The organism is Acetobacter farinalis (genome assembly GCF_011516935.1).
Taxonomy (GTDB): Bacteria; Pseudomonadota; Alphaproteobacteria; order Acetobacterales; family Acetobacteraceae; genus Acetobacter; species Acetobacter farinalis.
Genome location: NZ_WOTF01000005.1, coordinates 102,416 through 119,252 on the forward strand (window position 1 = coordinate 102,416; position 16,837 = coordinate 119,252).

20 protein-coding genes are annotated in these 16,837 nt (G+C 56.7%); 11 read left to right on the forward strand and 9 right to left on the reverse strand.

Annotation, left to right across the window (positions count from 1 at the left end):
- Positions 1–13 precede the first annotated feature (13 nt).
- The 7 genes from GOB82_RS07445 to GOB82_RS07475 form a co-directional block, all read right to left on the reverse strand.
- Positions 14–826: a tetratricopeptide repeat protein gene (locus GOB82_RS07445; protein WP_166121694.1), complete on the reverse strand. Its 813-nt coding sequence runs from the start codon at positions 824–826 to the stop codon at positions 14–16.
- Between the two features lie 37 nt (positions 827–863).
- A complete protein-coding gene (gene sctV / locus GOB82_RS07450) occupies positions 864–2,957 on the reverse strand; it encodes a type III secretion system export apparatus subunit SctV (protein ID WP_166121696.1) in 2,094 nt (697 codons plus the stop codon).
- Positions 2,957–3,340, reverse strand: a complete 384-nt coding sequence (locus tag GOB82_RS07455) for a SctD/MshK family protein (RefSeq protein ID WP_166121698.1) — start codon at positions 3,338–3,340, stop codon at positions 2,957–2,959. The genes sctV and GOB82_RS07455 overlap by 1 nt, the downstream gene beginning before the upstream one ends.
- A gap of 531 nt (positions 3,341–3,871) precedes the next feature.
- Positions 3,872–4,045, reverse strand: a complete 174-nt coding sequence (locus GOB82_RS07460) for a hypothetical protein (RefSeq protein ID WP_166121700.1) — start codon at positions 4,043–4,045, stop codon at positions 3,872–3,874.
- Between the two features lie 106 nt (positions 4,046–4,151).
- Positions 4,152–4,940, reverse strand: coding sequence for a DUF1521 domain-containing protein (locus tag GOB82_RS07465; protein ID WP_166121702.1), 789 nt, complete (start codon positions 4,938–4,940; stop codon positions 4,152–4,154).
- A gap of 36 nt (positions 4,941–4,976) precedes the next feature.
- Positions 4,977–5,165 carry a hypothetical protein gene (locus GOB82_RS07470; protein ID WP_166121704.1) on the reverse strand — a complete coding sequence of 63 codons (189 nt, stop codon included), beginning with the start codon at positions 5,163–5,165 and terminating at the stop codon, positions 4,977–4,979.
- A gap of 19 nt (positions 5,166–5,184) precedes the next feature.
- Positions 5,185–5,781 carry a hypothetical protein gene (locus GOB82_RS07475; RefSeq protein WP_166121706.1) on the reverse strand — a complete coding sequence of 199 codons (597 nt, stop codon included), beginning with the start codon at positions 5,779–5,781 and terminating at the stop codon, positions 5,185–5,187.
- Positions 5,782–5,986: 205 nt separating this feature from the next.
- Here GOB82_RS07475 and GOB82_RS07480 point away from each other — a divergent pair, with 205 nt between their 5' ends.
- The 11 genes from GOB82_RS07480 to GOB82_RS07530 are packed head-to-tail and all read left to right on the forward strand — an operon-like array spanning position 5,987 to position 13,874.
- Complete coding sequence (locus GOB82_RS07480) at positions 5,987–6,397, forward strand: hypothetical protein (RefSeq protein WP_166121708.1); 411 nt, start codon at positions 5,987–5,989, stop codon at positions 6,395–6,397.
- Entirely contained in the window at positions 6,397–7,140 is a 744-nt protein-coding gene (gene sctJ, locus GOB82_RS07485) for a type III secretion system inner membrane ring lipoprotein SctJ (RefSeq protein ID WP_166121710.1), read from the forward strand. The genes GOB82_RS07480 and sctJ overlap by 1 nt, the downstream gene beginning before the upstream one ends.
- Positions 7,141–7,728, forward strand: coding sequence for a hypothetical protein (locus GOB82_RS07490; protein WP_166121712.1), 588 nt, complete (start codon positions 7,141–7,143; stop codon positions 7,726–7,728). It abuts the gene before it with no gap.
- Positions 7,715–8,272, forward strand: a complete 558-nt coding sequence (locus GOB82_RS07495) for a hypothetical protein (RefSeq protein WP_166121714.1) — start codon at positions 7,715–7,717, stop codon at positions 8,270–8,272. Before GOB82_RS07490 ends, GOB82_RS07495 begins: the two co-directional genes overlap by 14 nt.
- Entirely contained in the window at positions 8,269–9,570 is a 1,302-nt protein-coding gene (locus tag GOB82_RS07500) for a FliI/YscN family ATPase (protein WP_265794443.1), read from the forward strand. The genes GOB82_RS07495 and GOB82_RS07500 overlap by 4 nt, the downstream gene beginning before the upstream one ends.
- Positions 9,549–10,064 (forward strand): hypothetical protein, encoded by a 516-nt coding sequence (locus tag GOB82_RS07505; protein ID WP_166121719.1) that lies wholly within the window; start codon positions 9,549–9,551, stop codon positions 10,062–10,064. The genes GOB82_RS07500 and GOB82_RS07505 overlap by 22 nt, the downstream gene beginning before the upstream one ends.
- Positions 10,061–11,068 (forward strand): type III secretion system cytoplasmic ring protein SctQ, encoded by a 1,008-nt coding sequence (gene sctQ / locus GOB82_RS07510; protein ID WP_166121721.1) that lies wholly within the window; start codon positions 10,061–10,063, stop codon positions 11,066–11,068. Before GOB82_RS07505 ends, sctQ begins: the two co-directional genes overlap by 4 nt.
- Complete coding sequence (gene sctR / locus GOB82_RS07515; protein WP_265794442.1) at positions 11,061–11,720, forward strand: type III secretion system export apparatus subunit SctR; 660 nt, start codon at positions 11,061–11,063, stop codon at positions 11,718–11,720. Before sctQ ends, sctR begins: the two co-directional genes overlap by 8 nt.
- A 9-nt stretch (positions 11,721–11,729) precedes the next feature.
- Positions 11,730–11,996: a flagellar biosynthetic protein FliQ gene (locus tag GOB82_RS07520; RefSeq protein WP_166121723.1), complete on the forward strand. Its 267-nt coding sequence runs from the start codon at positions 11,730–11,732 to the stop codon at positions 11,994–11,996.
- A gap of 7 nt (positions 11,997–12,003) precedes the next feature.
- Positions 12,004–12,834 (forward strand): type III secretion system export apparatus subunit SctT, encoded by an 831-nt coding sequence (sctT, locus tag GOB82_RS07525; protein ID WP_166121725.1) that lies wholly within the window; start codon positions 12,004–12,006, stop codon positions 12,832–12,834.
- Positions 12,831–13,874, forward strand: coding sequence for an EscU/YscU/HrcU family type III secretion system export apparatus switch protein (locus GOB82_RS07530; protein ID WP_166121727.1), 1,044 nt, complete (start codon positions 12,831–12,833; stop codon positions 13,872–13,874). Before sctT ends, GOB82_RS07530 begins: the two co-directional genes overlap by 4 nt.
- 133 nt (positions 13,875–14,007) lie before the next feature.
- On the opposite strand, the gene GOB82_RS07535 is transcribed toward GOB82_RS07530, so the two are convergent.
- On the reverse strand, positions 14,008–14,847 hold the full coding sequence (locus GOB82_RS07535; protein ID WP_166121729.1) for a hypothetical protein: 840 nt from the start codon (positions 14,845–14,847) through the stop codon (positions 14,008–14,010).
- Between the two features lie 358 nt (positions 14,848–15,205).
- The coding region (locus GOB82_RS07540; protein WP_166121731.1) for an FtsX-like permease family protein at positions 15,206–16,837 on the reverse strand (1,632 nt) is incomplete at its 5' end.

Consider the following 16,837-nt stretch of genomic DNA (forward strand, 5'->3'; position numbering starts at 1 on the left):
GTTAACCGCGCTCTCAGGGAGAGGGCGGAGCTTGTGCCGCCGTGTGCCGCACGGCGTCATAAAACGCCAGATTTTCCTGCGTCTGTTGCTCAGACAGGCGATGCCGCAAAATGGCGGAAGACATCGCGTGATCTCCCATCAGGCCATACACAAGCGCCAAAGCATTTTCCACGGCTGCGGCATGGGCGGTCTGGCCCGTGCCGGCAAGCTCACCGCGTAACGGCCGCAAAATTCCCAAAGCCTGAGGGTATGAACCGGAAAGGGCCAGGGAGAGAGCCATGTCAGTCCGCGCCGCGATATCATCGGGGTTCTGGGCCAGTGCCTGCTGATAATAGCCTTGAGCCGCCTGCTGGTTCCCCAAAGTGTCCAGTGTCACCCCAAGAGCGACAAGAATATGGATATCAGAAGGGGTCTGATGCTGCGCGGTTTGCAGAATATTCAGGGCTTCACGCGCCCGCCCGGCTTCAATCAACAGACGACCTGTGACAAGATAAAGCCGGGCGTTATCAGGATTTTTTGCCGCCAGAGGCATAAGAAGACCAAGAGCATCATTGGCTTTTCCGCTTGCGGTCAGGGCCTGAGCATAACCAATCTGAAGGTCAATACGGTCGGGGCGCAGCGTGACAGCGCGGCTGTAGAATGTGACAGCCGTAGTGACGTCACCCGTCTGAAGCGCCGTCTGGCCTATGCGGGCGAGAGCATCGGGGTTTTGTGCAGCCTGCATCATCAGGCGTGAGGTGTCCGGCGTTGAGGGCGGCGCCTGCACGCAGGCTGTCAGCAACAGGGCGGGAAGACAGAAGATCAGCGCGGGTCTGGAAAGCAGCATGGAAAGTCCACGAGAGAAGCAGGGAGAGAACAGGGGGTCAGGCTGCTTCAGAGGCAGCGGGAGAAGACGCCAGAATGGCTTCCGAGAGCGTTCCATAAAGCTTGACGGAGAATTCCGGAGCGACTTCATCATAGGATATCACAGGCACGCTTAATCCATAATGCCGCAGCAGCAGGGATGCCGGGCGGCGCAGGTCAGGTGCCACCAAAAGAACACCCTTACGGTCATGCAGCAGGCAGGGGGCCAGAAGGGTGCGGGATGTTTCAATCAGCCGTTGTGCGGAAACAGGGTCCAGGGCGATCTGTCTGCCCTGCGGCCCGTTTTGCAGCAGGGAACGCAAAGTATTTTCCAGAGGCGCATCAATACCGATTGCCGCAAGAACTTTGTCATTATTGGAAAACTGGTGACAAATCTGCCGCCGCAGCGCACGGCGCACACACGCAACAAGCCCGGACGTTGTCTGCTCTCGGGGTGCAGCCTCTGCAATGGTTTCAAAAATAGTTCTGACATTTCGCAAGGCCACACGTTCTTCCAGCAGGAGGCGGAGCACATCGGACATGCGCGGTAGAGGGCAGACTTTACCGACTTCACGCACCAGATCAGGCAGGAGTTTTTCTGTGCGGCGTATGAAAGTCTGCGTTTCCTGAATGCCGATCAACTGCCCGCCATGCGCAAGGAGCGTTGCTTCTGCCGTGCGGCAAATAAAGTCTGCAGGGGAGATATTCAGCAGACCAGCCTCCTGCAGGGCAGGGCGTGCGGAGGAGGAAACCGCAATGCTCTCTGGCCCGAACGGCCCCTGCGTGCGACAGAAATCAAGGCCCAGTTCCTGCATGACATCCGGCAGTTCCTCAACAAACACAAGGTCCGGATCAAGCGGTGCCAGAAGGGCCGGGACACCATCACTATCAATGCTGAAGCTGTTTGGCTCCTGCCGGGCATCAACAATCATCTGAATGGCGGGCAGGGTCAGGCCAAGCTGTTCAGAAAGCTGATGGATGCGGCTGGTGATCTGTTTCTGGAGTGCGTCATGCTGCGGGGCAAACGCCGTGCCCAGCCTGACCAGCACGTTCAGGCTGGTGGAAAGTGTGTGGTGCTGTGCTGCGGAGTTGGCAAAAGCCGTTGCCTGCTCGCGCTGGTGCCGTTTGAGCAGCACCCAGGACGCCCCGCCCAGAATAACGCCAAAGCACAGGAAAACCGCCGCTGGAAAACCGGGAACAAGCGCCAGAGCCCCCATAACAACAGCCGCAACCTGAAGAGAGAAGGGTTCCGCGCTGATCTGTTGAAGAATGTCCCTGCCAAGATTGCCGCCACCATCTTCATGCGTCACGCGTGTGACAACCACACCGGCCGTCAGGGAGATCAGCAGGGCAGGGATCTGGGCTATGAGACCATCCCCCACGGCCAGCAGGGAGTAGGTCTGCAGGGCTGTGGAAAACGTCATGCCCTTTTGCAGGCATCCGATGGCAATACCGCCAATCAGATTGACGACAATGATAATCAGGCTGGCAATGGCATCGCCCTTGACGAACTTCATGGCACCATCCATGGCGCCGTAAAGCTGGCTTTCCTTCTGGAGCCTGTTCCGCCTGCTTCGGGCTTCCTCCTGCGTGATGTCACCGTTCTTGAGGTCGGTATCAATGCTCATCTGGCGGCCGGGCAACGCATCAAGGCTGAAACGTGCGGCGACTTCCGCAACACGTTCGGACCCCTTGGTGATAACCAGAAACTGCACAATGGTGATGATGAGGTACACAACGATCCCCACCACGACATTCCCTGAAATCACAAATTCACCAAATGTGCGGATAATTTCCCCGGCATCGGCCTCTACCAGCACCATACGTGAGGTGGTGATGGAAAGAGCCAGCCTGAATGCTGTTGTGATCAGAATAATGACAGGCAGTGTGGAAAACATGACGGGGGAGCTGATATAGACAGCCACCATCATCAACACGGTGGAAATACTGATATTCAGCGCAATCAGGATATCTGCCAGCATGGTGGGCATCGGCAGAATCATCATGCCCACCGTGAGCACCAGCAAGGCGACCAGAAGCAGATCCTGCCTGCGGGAGAGGCGCATCAAAAAATGATGCAGCGGATGATTTTCAGTGTCTGTCTGTGCGGGCATTAAAAGTGTACCGTAAGATGTTCCGAGCCGCGATGCAGCAGAATGCTGTCAGGCAGGATCTGATCTATAATCCAGCCGTCTTCCACAACACTGCCGGGAGGAAGGCGCTGGCCACTCATATCAATAACGTAGGGGGCAGCCCCCAGAGCAACAGCGGCAATCTGCACGGGGGAGCGCGTGGCAACATGGGTGAAGGAGACATGGTCCAGAAGCAGGGCGTGGGTGCCATATGTCTCGTCAAACCAGAGTTTTGTGGCAGACCAGAGCGCGCGTTGTTCAGGCTGTGCTGACCCGCTGGCGATGACGGCACCATCAGTTGTGGCAGACACACGGACGGCGCTCAGATGCTGCGCTGCAAGTTTTTCCTGCAAGGCGTGCTGCATGCTGTGTGCAGCGTTTCCATCACCTTGCTGCGCAGAGGAGACCGAAGGAAGAGGGGATGTGGGCCGTGAAGAATGACGCGGGAAAACGCTGCTGAGGTAAGCAAAACCCAGCAGGACAACCAGAATCCCAGCAAGGCCATATGTTCTGGCGTTGATCCGCTTTGGAACGACAAGTTCAAAATTAGTGTTGCCCGCTGAAAATTCGAGACTTTTGCGTGAAAGAAAAGAAGAGTTTTTCGTTAGCACCTTACCGGATGGAAGCTGGAGAGATCCCTCCAGCGCAACGAGCTTTATTCCGAAAAATGTCTTCTGAATTTTGAAATGCTTGTCCGCAAGAGCCATATCAGCGATGACGGCGTCATTATCAAGCGATTTCCCAACACAAAGAGCTCCCGTTTGCAGAGCAAGGGAGCATCCGGCCTGAGGACCGCTTTTTATAACCAGCCATGGGGCGGAAAGAGTGGTAACTGTTTGTCCGGGCTTCATAGGGCAGGGAATGTGTTCCGGCCAGAGGCCGGAACACTTCGTTTTTCAGCCGATATTCGGGCGCTGCTGGGCTGCAGTTTCTTCAGCACCTTTTTCGGTTTTCACAACGGTGATTTTTTCGTTGGTTTCAATCGCCGTGTTGAATGCAGAGGTCATTTTATCGATTTCGCCATCGATGCTGGAGCTGGAAGCACCGGAAACGCCAGAAGTATCGCTCATGTGAATAGTCCTGTTTCTAAAACTTAAGCACAATGCTTAATGGTTTACTCCGGAATGGCGGAGCGGAGAGGTGCAGGCCGCAGAAGCAGCCTGCATCGGAAACTGATTACTGACCGTAACCGGTTTCGATCTTGAGATTGGCAACGGATGCTGCGGAGTATTCCGGCGCCGTGACACCCTGCGAACCATGCGCGGCCACAGTTGTGCCTGCCAGGATTGCGGCATCGAACGACTGCATCGGAACGCGCTGGTCGAGGAATGCCATAACACCACCACCATGATCATCCAGCGCGGTATTGCCTGAGGTCGGCAGGGAGGAGTTATCCGCGAAGCGCAGGTCGTTCAGTGAAGAACCGACATTCAGCACCGTATCGCTGTAAGAGTCGAACGTGTTGTTCAACTGAAAGGCATTGCCGGTCTGCGGGGCAGAGATTTGCACCTGAGCGGTGCCTGCATCGTTATAAAGACCGGTAATGAAAGAGGTCTTGTTGTCTTTGGTTACGGAAACAGCGTTAATGTGGGAAACACCGTTGTTTTCAGCGGTCGGCTGCACCTGCACCTGCGTTCCATCGGCCAGGTTGATCACAAGACCATCCTGCGTGAATTCACCGTGCGTTTCATTGCTGGTTTCAAGGTGCGGGTCACCAAAGACCTGAACATAGGTATTGGTCTGCTTGTCATAGATACGCACAAAACCATCATCAGCCGAGTGATAGTTGTAGGCTGCGCCTGCGGTATAGCTGTTGCTGGCGGTAATCAGATAACGGCCGGTATCAATGGTGTTGCCCGAAACCTGCAGATCTGTCACAGCGGGGGCTGGAGTGAAATCGTTGCCAACAGGAATCTTGCTAACAGCGAGATCGCTATTCCCGGAGTTATTGATGGAAACAGACATTGATTTTCCTCATCAGATTTAAAAAGTAGGGAAACTTTAGAACGGCTCGTCAGGATCGCTGGTGTTATCACTTATGGCGTCAGTCACATCTGACTGCAGCCCCTGAAAGAACATCAAGCCAGATTTCAGCAACATTTTCCCAAATTCAGAACCCAGCGCATCGCTGTCTCCATCAGTCTGGGTTCCAGCACTTGAGGGTGACACACCCTGAACACTCTCACTCATGGCAAAGGTCTTTCGTGTATCAATGAACAACAATATCGGAGACAGAAGACCCCCGAAAAAGCGTAAGGTGCCGCCCATTATCACTGGATCGCCTCACAGGGCGCGCTTCCGGCGATAAGGACTGAAGCGTCTGCTGGACCATCGCAATAAACCTTGGCGGGCCGGATATGACTGCCGTGTCATTGGCAGGACCGGCATTCAACTCAAATCGTTCATCAAAAAGCCCCAACCGCTGCATCTCCACCCTCAACTGAGAAAGAGAATGGTCGTGCAAAGGTACAATTTGTGTAGAGCGCTCCGATTTACTGCTGACATAAAGAGCCCCTCCATCATCATACCAATCAAAATCATAAAGACGGCTCATTTTCTGAAGGAAGTCTTCGGATGTTATATTGAGCCACCGACCACGAACCTGACCATGTATTTTTTCTGAAATATTTATAGAAAGGTCATTAATGTAAGAAAATTCCTTTAGAACAGAAGAAATATTTTGATCTACGGCAATATAAGAAAATGGGTTCTTCTCCCATTTTCTGTATGCAAGCGCCGCAGGTGAGGTGATAAGAAGGCCACCTAGAACAGCAAAACTGAAAACCTTCGATAAACAGTCAGTCATTCAAAGTATTTTCCAAACCACCCGTCCGGTGAGGCCTTTTAGAGCGCGTGATGCTCTCCGGTGCAATACAAAATTGGCCGGGCAATAAAACTGTCACACAACTGAAAAAAAACTGCTGCTATTGCAAAACGCAGACACGCTGATCTGATCCAAGAGACTGTATGAAACGCAATGTCTGTCACAACATTAACGGGTGGTTTTTCTGATGTCTGATGCTATTGGGGCTGTGTCTGGCCTGACAGGAGCGCAGGCCGGGGGCGCAGCCGCTCCGGATATGCAGGAAACCTCTGCAACACCCCAGATGTCTGACCAGCTGGGCGCGGAATTCCATCAGGCCATGCGGCAGGAAATTTCCTTTGTTCCTGATCAGACAGGCGGTGCAACGGCTATGGGGCAGGCGCTGAGCCAGAAGCTTGAAGGCATTTCAAGCTACCTCAACCAATGGGGGGCGCAGCCCGCCACGCAGGCGGAGCAAGCCCCCTCTGACCCGGCAAATGCCGCACAGCTTGTTGCCCAGATTCAGGCAACCTACACATTTGCGATCGAGACCACACTCGTCAGCAAAGGTTCAACGGAGACAACGAAAATTTTCAATACCCTTCTGAAGGGGCAATAATGCTGCTCCAGCGTTTTCGTGCGCTTAAAGCCGCGTTTTTCCTTATCCCCCTCCTGCTGCTTTGTGCCTGCAAAACAGAGCTGATGACCGGGCTTGTGGAGGATGATGCCAACATCATGCTGGCACTGCTGCTCCAGCATGGCGTGAGCGCTGATAAAATTCAGCAAAAGGACGGCAGTGATACGCTGCGTGTGGAGCAGGGGCAGTTTGCTCAGGCAGTGGCTTTGCTGCATGAGGCCGGGTATCCACGCCAGAGCTTTCAGAGCATGGGGGATGTCTTTCAGGCGTCCGGTCTGGTGTCCTCCCCCCAACAGGAACGTGCGCGTTTTTTGTGGGCTTTGGGGCAGGAACTGTCCCGCACGATTTCGGATATTGATGGGGTCCTGACGGCCCGTGTGCAGGTTGTGCTGCCCAATAATGACCTGCTTAACCGGGAGCCGACACCCTCATCCGCCTCAGTGTTTGTGCGTTATCGGGAGCAGAGCGCCGCGCAGCATCTGGTGCCCCAGATCAAGCAACTGGTGGCGGATAGCGTGGAAGGGCTGAGTTATGATCGTGTTTCCGTGGTCATGGTGCCCGTTGCGGAAAAAGATGTTCCGGTGCTCCCCACCTCGCCAGGAAGCCCGCTGCTGTGGGAAATCCTGGGGGTTCTGCCTGCTCTGGTGATCGTGCTTGGCGCGGGTATTCTGGTTAACCGGCGCTGGCCGGACCTGTTTGATCGCCTTCGGCTCCGGGGCAGGTAAATGATACAGGAAACGGAGCAACCGGCGGTGGATCGCCACATGGGAGATCGCGTTCTGGCAGCAGGGCTTTTGCATGTTTCTGAACAGGCCATTGAGCGGCTGGCGGCCAGCGTTTACACGCGAGCCCTTCTGGAAGGGTGCCTGAAAGAAAAATTGGGAGGTGAGCTGCCGCCTGATTTGACTCCCCCCCAGAAATATCTCCTCACACTGGAAGCGGGGCAGTTGGCCGTACTGGCGCTCAGGCTGGGGTGTGCGTGTTACGCCCGGGCAATTATGGCTGTGATAAACGGGGAGGCGCTCCGCAAGCTTGCAGACCAGACAACGCCACAGCTCATGCAGGATGCGGTCTGGGGCATGACGTATTTAGCAGGACACGGAAGCTCACAGAATACGGACCCGTTGGCACAGACCATTCGCGCCTCAGGCCTTGCCTGCCTGAGGGCATGGTGTGTGGCGCAACCGCGCCCTATTGCGGTACGCGTGCATCTCCTGCTGCCGACCCGAAGCGAGGATGAGGAAGCGCCTCTGCAACACCCGGAGCATCTGGTGGAAGCCTTTGTGATGGAGAGGCTTCATGACAACGCGTGATCCATCTTCACCATACGTTATCCGCTCCGCTCAATTTGAAGCGCTGACAGATGCGCGGGAGATCCGTGCACAGGCACAGGTAGAGGCTCAAGCCCGTCTGGAAGAAGCGCGCCGGGAGGCCGATGCCTTGCGGCAGGCAGCACAGGCAGAGTGCGAGGCACTGCGTGCAGAAGCCCGTGAGCATGCTCAGGCTGAGATAGCCGCGTATATGCAGAGTTGTGAAAACAGTCTTGCGGATCTCGCCTTCCTTATCGCGCGCCGCCTGATTGATGATCTCCCCCGGGACGAGAAAGTGATGCGGCTGGTCAGAACTGCTCTGACTGATCTGCCAGAACAGATGGGTTTGGTGGTAAAAGTGCCTGTTTCTGAAGGCAATTCCCTTAAAATGAGTCTACATCAGGACGATGGCGTTCTTGCAGGCCTGAGTGTTATGGAATGCGGAACCCTGAAACCGGGTGAGTGCCTCTTACAGCATGAACAGGGCCAGACCCGCCTGGATGTAACGGCCCAGTTACGGGCCTTATGGCAAGGTACGGCTGCGTGACGGATCTTGGCGCTTTTGCACAGCGGCTTCAGGCAGCCTCACCACGGCCGGTGTTGGGTCGGGTTTTGCGCGTTTCCGGCGGGTTGGTTTCCGCACGGGTGGATGGTGCGGGTTTGGGTGAATGCTGCCGTATTATTTTGCAGGATGCGGAGCTTCTGGCTGAAGTCGTCGGGTTTGAAGGGCCGGTTGTTCGGCTCGCACCTATTGGCAGCATGCAGGGCATTGTGCCCGGATGCCTTGTCTACCGGACAGGCGGGGCGCTGAAGGTGCCAGTGGGAGAGTGTTTGCTGGGGCAGGTTCTGGACGGCTTCGGCCACCCGCTTAACGGTGAAAGCCTGCCGGAGTGTGAGGAACGCCCGTGCGCGGAGGCACCGCCTTCCGCCCTGTTTCGGCACCGGGTGACCGAGCCTGTCGCAACGGGGCTGCGCGTGATTGATGGCCTGCTGACATGCGGCAAAGGTCAGCGTGTTGGTATTTTCGGTGAGGCAGGCGGCGGCAAATCCACGCTGCTCGGGCAGCTTGTGCGCGGAACCAGTGCGGATGTTGTCGTTGTGGCGCTGGTGGGTGAGCGTGGGCGTGAGGTGCGGGATTTTCTGGAACACCAGATGGACCCGCAGACACGGGCGCGCACGGTGCTTGTTGTCGCCACATCCGATCGCCCGCCGCTGGAGCGTGTGAGGGCCGCGATGAGCGCTACCACCATTGCCGAGTGGTTTCGGGATCAGGGCAACCATGTCCTGCTGGTGGTGGATAGCATGACCCGCCATGCCCGGGCTCTGCGCGAGGTGGGGCTGGCGGCGGGGGAAGTGCCGGGGCGGGGCGGCTTTCCGCCTTCCGTCATGGCGGAACTTCCACGCCTTCTGGAACGCGCCGGGCCGGGGGATGAGCGGAAAGGCCCCGGAATGATCACGGCTTTCTACACCGTTCTGGTGGAAGGGGAGGGAGACCCGGTTGCGGAAGAAATGCGCAGTATTCTGGACGGGCACATTCTTCTTTCTCCCACGCTGGCGGCCTCCGGGCATTATCCCGCCATTGATGTGATGACCAGCCGGAGCCGCCTGATGAATGTGGTGGCGGATGCTCTCCATTGCGAAAAAGCATCCCGGTTAAGGGCGCTGCTGCATCGGTATGAAGAAGTGCGTTTTCTGGTTGAGGTTGGAGAATACAAGTCAGGGAGTGACCCGCAGGCGGATGAAGCTTTGGCGAAAATGGGTGAAATCAGGACGTTTCTGAAACAGGACGAACGGGACATCACGCCGTTTGCCAGAGTGGTGACATGGCTGAATCAGATCGTTTGAGGCTCAGGCAGGTTACAGTGCTGGCCCGCATCCAGACATTCCGGGAAGAACAGGCCAGCCGTCAGGTTGCGGCGGCCCGTATGCAGGTCATGCAGGCGCGGCAGGATGTCACGAATGCGGCTGCCGCGTATGAACAGGATGTGCTTGAGCAGACCAGAGCCCGCCACCAGCGCTGGCAGGGGTGTGTGGGGCTGGAGCTGAGCGAGGCCACAGTGCGGACTTTGCGGGCAGAAGATCAGGCAGGACTTGCCTCTGTTGAAGACCACAGGGTGAATCAGAGCAAAGCGCAACAGGCCGCCCGGCAGGCGCAGGGCGCTTTGAAAAAGGCTGAGCAGGAAGCCGTTTCTGTCCGAAACGCCACGGCCCGCAGGGATGCGCTGAAACTCAGGCTGACGCGTGCGTATAAAAAACATGAGCGTTTGCGAGAGGACATGATGCGCGATCAGCAAGCGCACATGCTGTTTGTTCATCGCAACGTGGATGATCCGGTATGAAAGAGACAGCCGTGACGCGCTATGTGCCGGAAACCGTCAGCCGGGAGGAAAGCAGGCAGCAGACAGGCAGCAGAGCACCGCGTGTTTCCCTGCGGCTGGGAGAGGCGCTTGTTCTGCACGATCGCATCCAGCCATGGGAAGGGCCATGGGTCTGTTACGAGGGGCGCATGGGCAATGAGCCCTTCAGGATGTTCGCAGCACAACCGCTTCTGGCCGTTCTCGCTGCGCAGGAAGGAGGAACTGAAAGCAGCCTGACGCCTGAAATGCAGGCTCTTTTCAGTATTCTGGCTGTTGAGGCATGCTTTGCCCGGCTGGAGCGGGCGCTGGCCACCGAAATCCGGTTTCTCAGAATGGGGCAGGCCTTACCGCCCGGAGATGCCCGCTATGCCGTTCTGGAAGCCCACGGACAAAGCTGGCCTGTGGCCTTGCAGGCCCCTCGCGCGCTTCTGGTTGCGCTTGTAGACCTCTGGCCGCTGGCACCGCTCCCTGAGCACGCGGTTTTTGTCAGAACAGCCTTGCGTATTGGAAAAACAACGCTGCCGCTGGCCGTTTTATCCAGCCTTCATTCTGGTGATGTCGTGCTGTTTGAAGAGGGTAGCCCGGCACGGGCTGCGCTGGTTGTTGAAAACCATGGGCAGGCCCGGGCGCAGTGGGACGAGGCTAAAGGCTGGGTTCTGGAAAGCGGCATGACATACCCGGAAAAAAAGGAGGGGCCGGTGGACGAACCAGACAAGAACAGGACCCCGAACGGCATGCAGACCGCGACAGATGACGTGACATCAGACATGGAGCTTCCTGTCACGATCAGTTTTGAAATGGGCCAGCAGACCATCACGCTGGCAGAACTGCGCGCACTTGGGCCGGGCAGTGTTCTCGCGCTGCCTGCCCCCGTTAAAACGCCCATCCGGCTCTGTGTCGGCGGCCGCCAGATCGGCACGGGTGAACTGGTGGATGTTGAAGGGGCTGCCGGAGTGCGTGTGGTGAGGATTTTCGGGCGTGAATAGTCTCGTCACCCCTGACATTTCAGCCGTTCTTGTCGGCATTACCGCACTCGGTTTTGTAACGTTTGCGGCTGTCACCATGACAAGCTTTATCAAGATTGCCGTTGTGTTGTTTCTGCTTCGCAATGCGCTGGGTATTCAGCAAACACCGCCAAATATCGTGCTGTATGGCATTGCCCTGCTCCTGAGCATCTATGTGATGGCCCCTGTGGTGATGAGCGCCTACGCGGCAGCGGTGACAACACCCGTAGACCACATGACGCTTTCGGACATGATGGCAGCGGCACGACGGGCGGAGCAGCCTGTAAAAGCCTTTATGCTCCGCTTCACCAGCCCCGGAGAGCGCGAATTTTTCACCAATGCGACCATGCGTGTGTGGGGACCTGCATCCGGCCTGAAAGCCGCCCCGGATGATCTGCTGATCGTTCTGCCATCCTTCCTGCTTTCCGAGCTTCAGCGGGCTTTTGAAATCGGCTTTCTGCTCTATCTACCCTTTATTGCCATTGATCTGGTGGTGACGGCCGTTCTCATGGCCATGGGGATGTCGTCCGTTTCTCCCTCCACCATTGGCGTGCCGCTCAAGCTGTTTCTGTTTGTGGCCATTACGGGCTGGACACGGCTTATTCACGGCCTGGTCCTGAGCTACGCAACATGACGGCGCATCATGTCTGAACAGCTGGTTTTCCACTTCCAGTCCACACTTTCTCTGGTTCTGTATCTGGCGCTTCTGCCCTTGCTGGCCGCGATGGCGGTAGGGCTTGTTGTGGGGATTTTACAGGCTGTGACACAGGTGCAGGACCAGTCCCTGCCCATGACCTTCAAATTGCTGACGGTCATTCTGCTGCTTCTGTTCGGGGGCTCCCTGCTTGCCGTGCCGCTGGAGCGTGAGGCAGCCGAGGTGTTTGACTCCTTTCCGACCCTGACACGGTAGGCTGGCGATGAGCGCACCACCATCCAGTGTCCCGCTTCTGCTGGAGATTCTGGGGCAGCTTCAGCACTGGCTGCTGGCGCTGGGCTTTGCCATGGCGCGCCCCATGGGGCTGCTGGCCATTCATCCGGCATTCTCCCGTTTCCAGATTACCGGCCTGTTACGCGGGGCCATGGCGCTGGTGCTGGCGCTTCCCGCCGTGCCCATGATTGCCGCACTCCTGAACCAGACGCCACAAACAGGCATAAGCCTGATGGTGCTGGGCATGAAGGAAGGGGCGCTGGGCTGCGTGCTCGGGCTTTTGCTGGGTATGCCGTTCTGGATGCTGGATGTGGCCGGAGACGTTCTTGATTTGCAGCGCGGCGCGACACAGGGGCGGATTAATGATCCGGCCGGGTTTGAGGATGTCTCCATAACCGGTACATTCCTTTTGCTGCTCGGTATTACCTATTTCGCGGCCTCTGGCGGCTTGCAGATGATGCTGGACAGCCTTTACCAGAGCTGGACCATCTGGGGGCCGCTCTCGGGCCTGCCGGACTTTTCACGGCAGTTTCCGGTGCTGGTGCTGGGCTTGCTGGATGACATGCTGGTCTCTGCCCTCAGCCTGGCCCTGCCCATGCTGCTGGCCATGCTGCTTTCAGATATCGCCCTGAGTATTGTCAGCCGGGCCGCTCCCTCCCTGCGTGTGGATGACCACGCAATGGGCGCGCGCAATATTGTCTTCTTTTTCGTCCTGACCCTTTATACCTCTTATCTGTGTCTTTTTGTCCGGCAGGATATTGCCCGGATGCCAGCCTTTTTTGATGCCCTGAAGCTGATGGTCGGGCAGCACGCCGCATGAGTGACACAAGTGAAAGCAAGGAACTTCCTGCTTCGGCCAAAAAACTGCGGGAGGCCCGCAGAAAAGGGCAGGTAGCCAACAGTAAGGATTTTGTCGGTGCGATTGCAACGGTCACGGCGATTTTCTATGTGGCCTTGCGCAGCGCGGACCTGTTTGCCCAACTCGGAGCCGTTCTGTCTGACACAGCGCTTCTGGCCGAAAAGCCGCTGGAGGTTGCCCTGCCGCTGGTTCTCCAGCGATTGACCGCCTTGTTTATCGGATTTGTTCTGCCTTTGCTGGCTTTGCTCTTTTCTACCGTTGTTCTTGCAGCACTGGTGGGAAATGGCGGGCTGGTTTTCTCGGTCGAGCCTCTGGCACCCAAATTTGAGCGCATTAATCCTGTCAGCGGGTTCCAGCGCATTTTCTCGCTGCGCAATATGATTGACGGCCTGAAAATCGTTCTGAAATTTATTGCCGTTCTCTGCACCCTTGTTCTGGTTGTCAAATCAGACGTGCGGGCTTTGGTGCATCTGCCTGCCTGTGGGCCGACCTGCGTGCCGGATGCTGTTCATGTTATGGTGTGGCCACTGCTGCTTTCAGCAATTTTCTGTTTTCTGGTTCTGGGCTGTCTCGATCTGGGTATTCAGCGCCTGCTCTTCCGGCGGGAAATGCGGATGACACGCACGGAGCAGAAAAAAGAACACAAGAACTCGGAAGGAAATCCGCTGATCAAACGGGCCCAGCGGCAGGAACGGCGTGCGGCAATGAGCAGCAACGTGCGCATGGGACTGAAACACGCGACTTTTGTTGTTTATAATTCTGAAATTGCCCTTGCATTCCAGTATGCGCCGCCGGACGTTCTTGTGCCAGCCCTTGTAGCCCGTTCGGCAAAAGGGGCCGTTTCAGCATTTCTGGACGATGTGAAATCCGCGGGCATCCCGATGGTGGATGATGATGAGTCCACCAAATTTCTGGCGTCCCGCGTGCCACTTGGCAATCTGCTGCCTAAGGATGCGTTCCAGACAACCATTCAGTGTATGCGCAAAGCCGGTGTCATATAAAGCGGGCTAGAAAACGGAAATTCTATTACCCGATTGCAGGTTTGTGCACGAATTCCGCCGGAGTGCCACGCAAAGATGCGTTCAGAACACCCGGAACACCCCCTGCCACGGAAGCCGGGGCAGGGGGAGAAACTCAGGCATTTCCGAAGTCTGCGGTATAATGCTGGCTTTTATCTTGTGCCATCGTCATCGGGTTGGTGCCGCTGGCCCGGTTCTGGTCATCATCGGGGTGAATATAGGCGTTTCCGGTCCCCAGTTCATTTTGCATATAAGCGCCCCCGGCCTGCATGGTGGAGGTAGACCCATCATACCATCCGGCCACGGTTGCGTTGCCGGCGGCGTCATGCGTGACGGTGCCTTCAGGGGCGGAGCCTGCAATGCTTTTTGTATCGCCAGCCGTCTTGCCCTGATCGTCCGAAACCTGAATGGCGGCATTTCGGCCATCAATATAGCTGACGTCTGTATTATTGATGCCGTTTGCATCCGCATAAAATTCCAGACGGGATGCCGTTGACTGATATTTTCCAGAAGAATCAGCCTCGGCCATATAACCACCCTGACCGTTGGCGTAGCTCAGTGTGCCACTTTCACCGGGTTTGAGCGTAATTTCTGCAACAGGCGCTGTTGTCGAGCCACCATTCATGAATTCCCCGATGGTCTCGTCATGAGAGCTGGTATTGGCAATCGTGACCGTATTGCTGCCGCTTCCTGCTGAAACGCTTGCCGGGGGCGTGGTGGTGGCATGATCCGCCACAGCAGGGGCATTGCCTGACGCTGCGGGAGGCGGTGTGGGTTCAGCCGCGGGGGCTGCTATGGTGTCGAGAGAGTGTCCAGAAGGCCCAGGGGCGACCGGGCCACTCTGTGTCATGCTGCCAAACAACTGCGCCAGTTCGCTCGGGTTAACCCCGGCGCTGGCAAGAGCATCCTCCAATGCGGCAAAAATGTTCGATCCGAGTGCATTTGAAACAGTCATGCGGAAAGCCTTGTGATACAAAAACAGGCTCATGACATCGCACGGAAAATAGAAAAAGTGAAAATTAATTACAGTGTTTTATAAAACCTTCATAAATGAACGTGAGGGGGAAACATGCGAATACCCCACATGAACCGGAGCCTCACGCACTGAATAATCATGCAGAGGCGCTCCTTCTGATGAATCATAGTCCCCTGAGCTATGAACTATCGCCCTCAGCCACGGGCATACGCCTGCCGGGAGGCAGGATAAACAGAGTACAGGATACACTCTGCCCCGTTATCCCGCCGCCAGCGGATGTCGTGTGCTCAGGGAATTTGGTTTTCTGCTTTGTGCGCTGTGGCTTTGAACCTCTGCGTTACAGGTTTGAAGAGAGATACGCTGCCCGGCTTCTTGCCGCGCGCCACGCCTGACTGAAAATCGCAAGTGCTGCGATGGCAAGCGCCATGAGCATCACGGTGAGAAAGGGGAGCGGTGTAAGCGCAATCCTTTGATCAAACGTGGAAAGCCACTCCCGCATCAACAGCCATGCCACGGGCCATGCGACAAGATTTGCGAGCACAACCGGCCGCAGAAACTGGCTGACAAGCAGAAAAAGAATATCCTGCGTGGTTGCACCAAGGACTTTGCGGATACTTATTTCCTGCATCCGGCGTGTGACGCTGAAGGCTGACAGGCCATAAAGCCCCAGACAGGCAATGGCCACAGCGACAGCAGACCCGATACTGAAAAGCGCGCTATGGTTTGCATCCGCGCGGTAATCTTCAGCAAGAATATCAGAAACAGTCTGGGCGGAAAACGGTACGTCCGGCGCAGCCTCTTCCCATGCCGTGCGGAGCCGGGCCATTTCCGTCTGTTCCGTAGCCCCTGAGTAACGCACCAACGCGGCGGCGTAATTCACAGAGGCTTTGGTGCCAAAAAGAAGGAAAGGGGCGAGAGGCTCATGAACGCCACCAAGGCGTATGTCTTCAATCACGCCAATAATGCGATATTTTCCGTCTCCGGACGCAGGCTGCACCTCCTGTCCGACGGCCTGTTCAGCAGAAGTAAAGCCAAAGCGGCGCGCGGCCAGACGCGAAATGATGACGTTTCCGGCATTTTCCGCCGTTGACGTTCCCTGAGCGTAGTCCTGCCCATGCTCCTCATCAAACAGGCGTCCTGCAATGAGCGTTGCCCCGATCGTCTCGAAATAACCCGGCGTTGCGTACCCCCACTGAAGCCCGAAAGTGACAGGGCTGCCTGGCCGCTTCCAATTATCGCGGTCAGACATGTGATGGGGATAAAGATCGGACCGGGAGACCGTGGTGACTCCCGGCACTTCAGCCAGACGGGAGACAAGAGCCGCCTGCCGGGTTTTCAGGCTGTCATCATTCAAGGCATCGATCACGATCAGCCCATGTGTGGGCATCCCACGCTCCAGCGTCTGGATGAAGGTCGCCTGCCGGGTCATGACCAACGTGCAGATGGCCAGAATGATGGCGAAAGTGAATTGCAACGCCACAAGCCCGTTCCGTATCCTGCGCTCCAGCCTGCCGCCTCCGGGCATCCTGCTTGCAGAAAGGACTTCAACAGGCCGAAACGCGGAAAGAGCCAAGGCGGGATAAAGACCGGCAACACTCCCCACCAGCACGGCAATAGCCAGTGTGACAGGCAGAATAAACGCCCATTCATACGGGATTTGCCATCCGCCGAATGCATTGACCCACCTCACGGCACTCTCAGTCAGGGTCAGAGCAAGACCAGCCGCCCCCAGAGCCAGAAGAACAGCTTCTGTCATGAACCGGACAACAAGAGAGAAACGGCTGGCCCCAAGGATCTTGCGTACTGCAACATCCTTGGCGCGCATCCCGGCACGGGCCGTTGCCAGATTAATGTAATTGACGATAGCGGTTGCCAGAGCCGCCAGTCCGACCAGCCCGAGAATGTGCACAAGCTGTTGGCTGGTACCGGCCTCACCGATAGCAGCGTTATGAAAATGCACGTCCCGCAG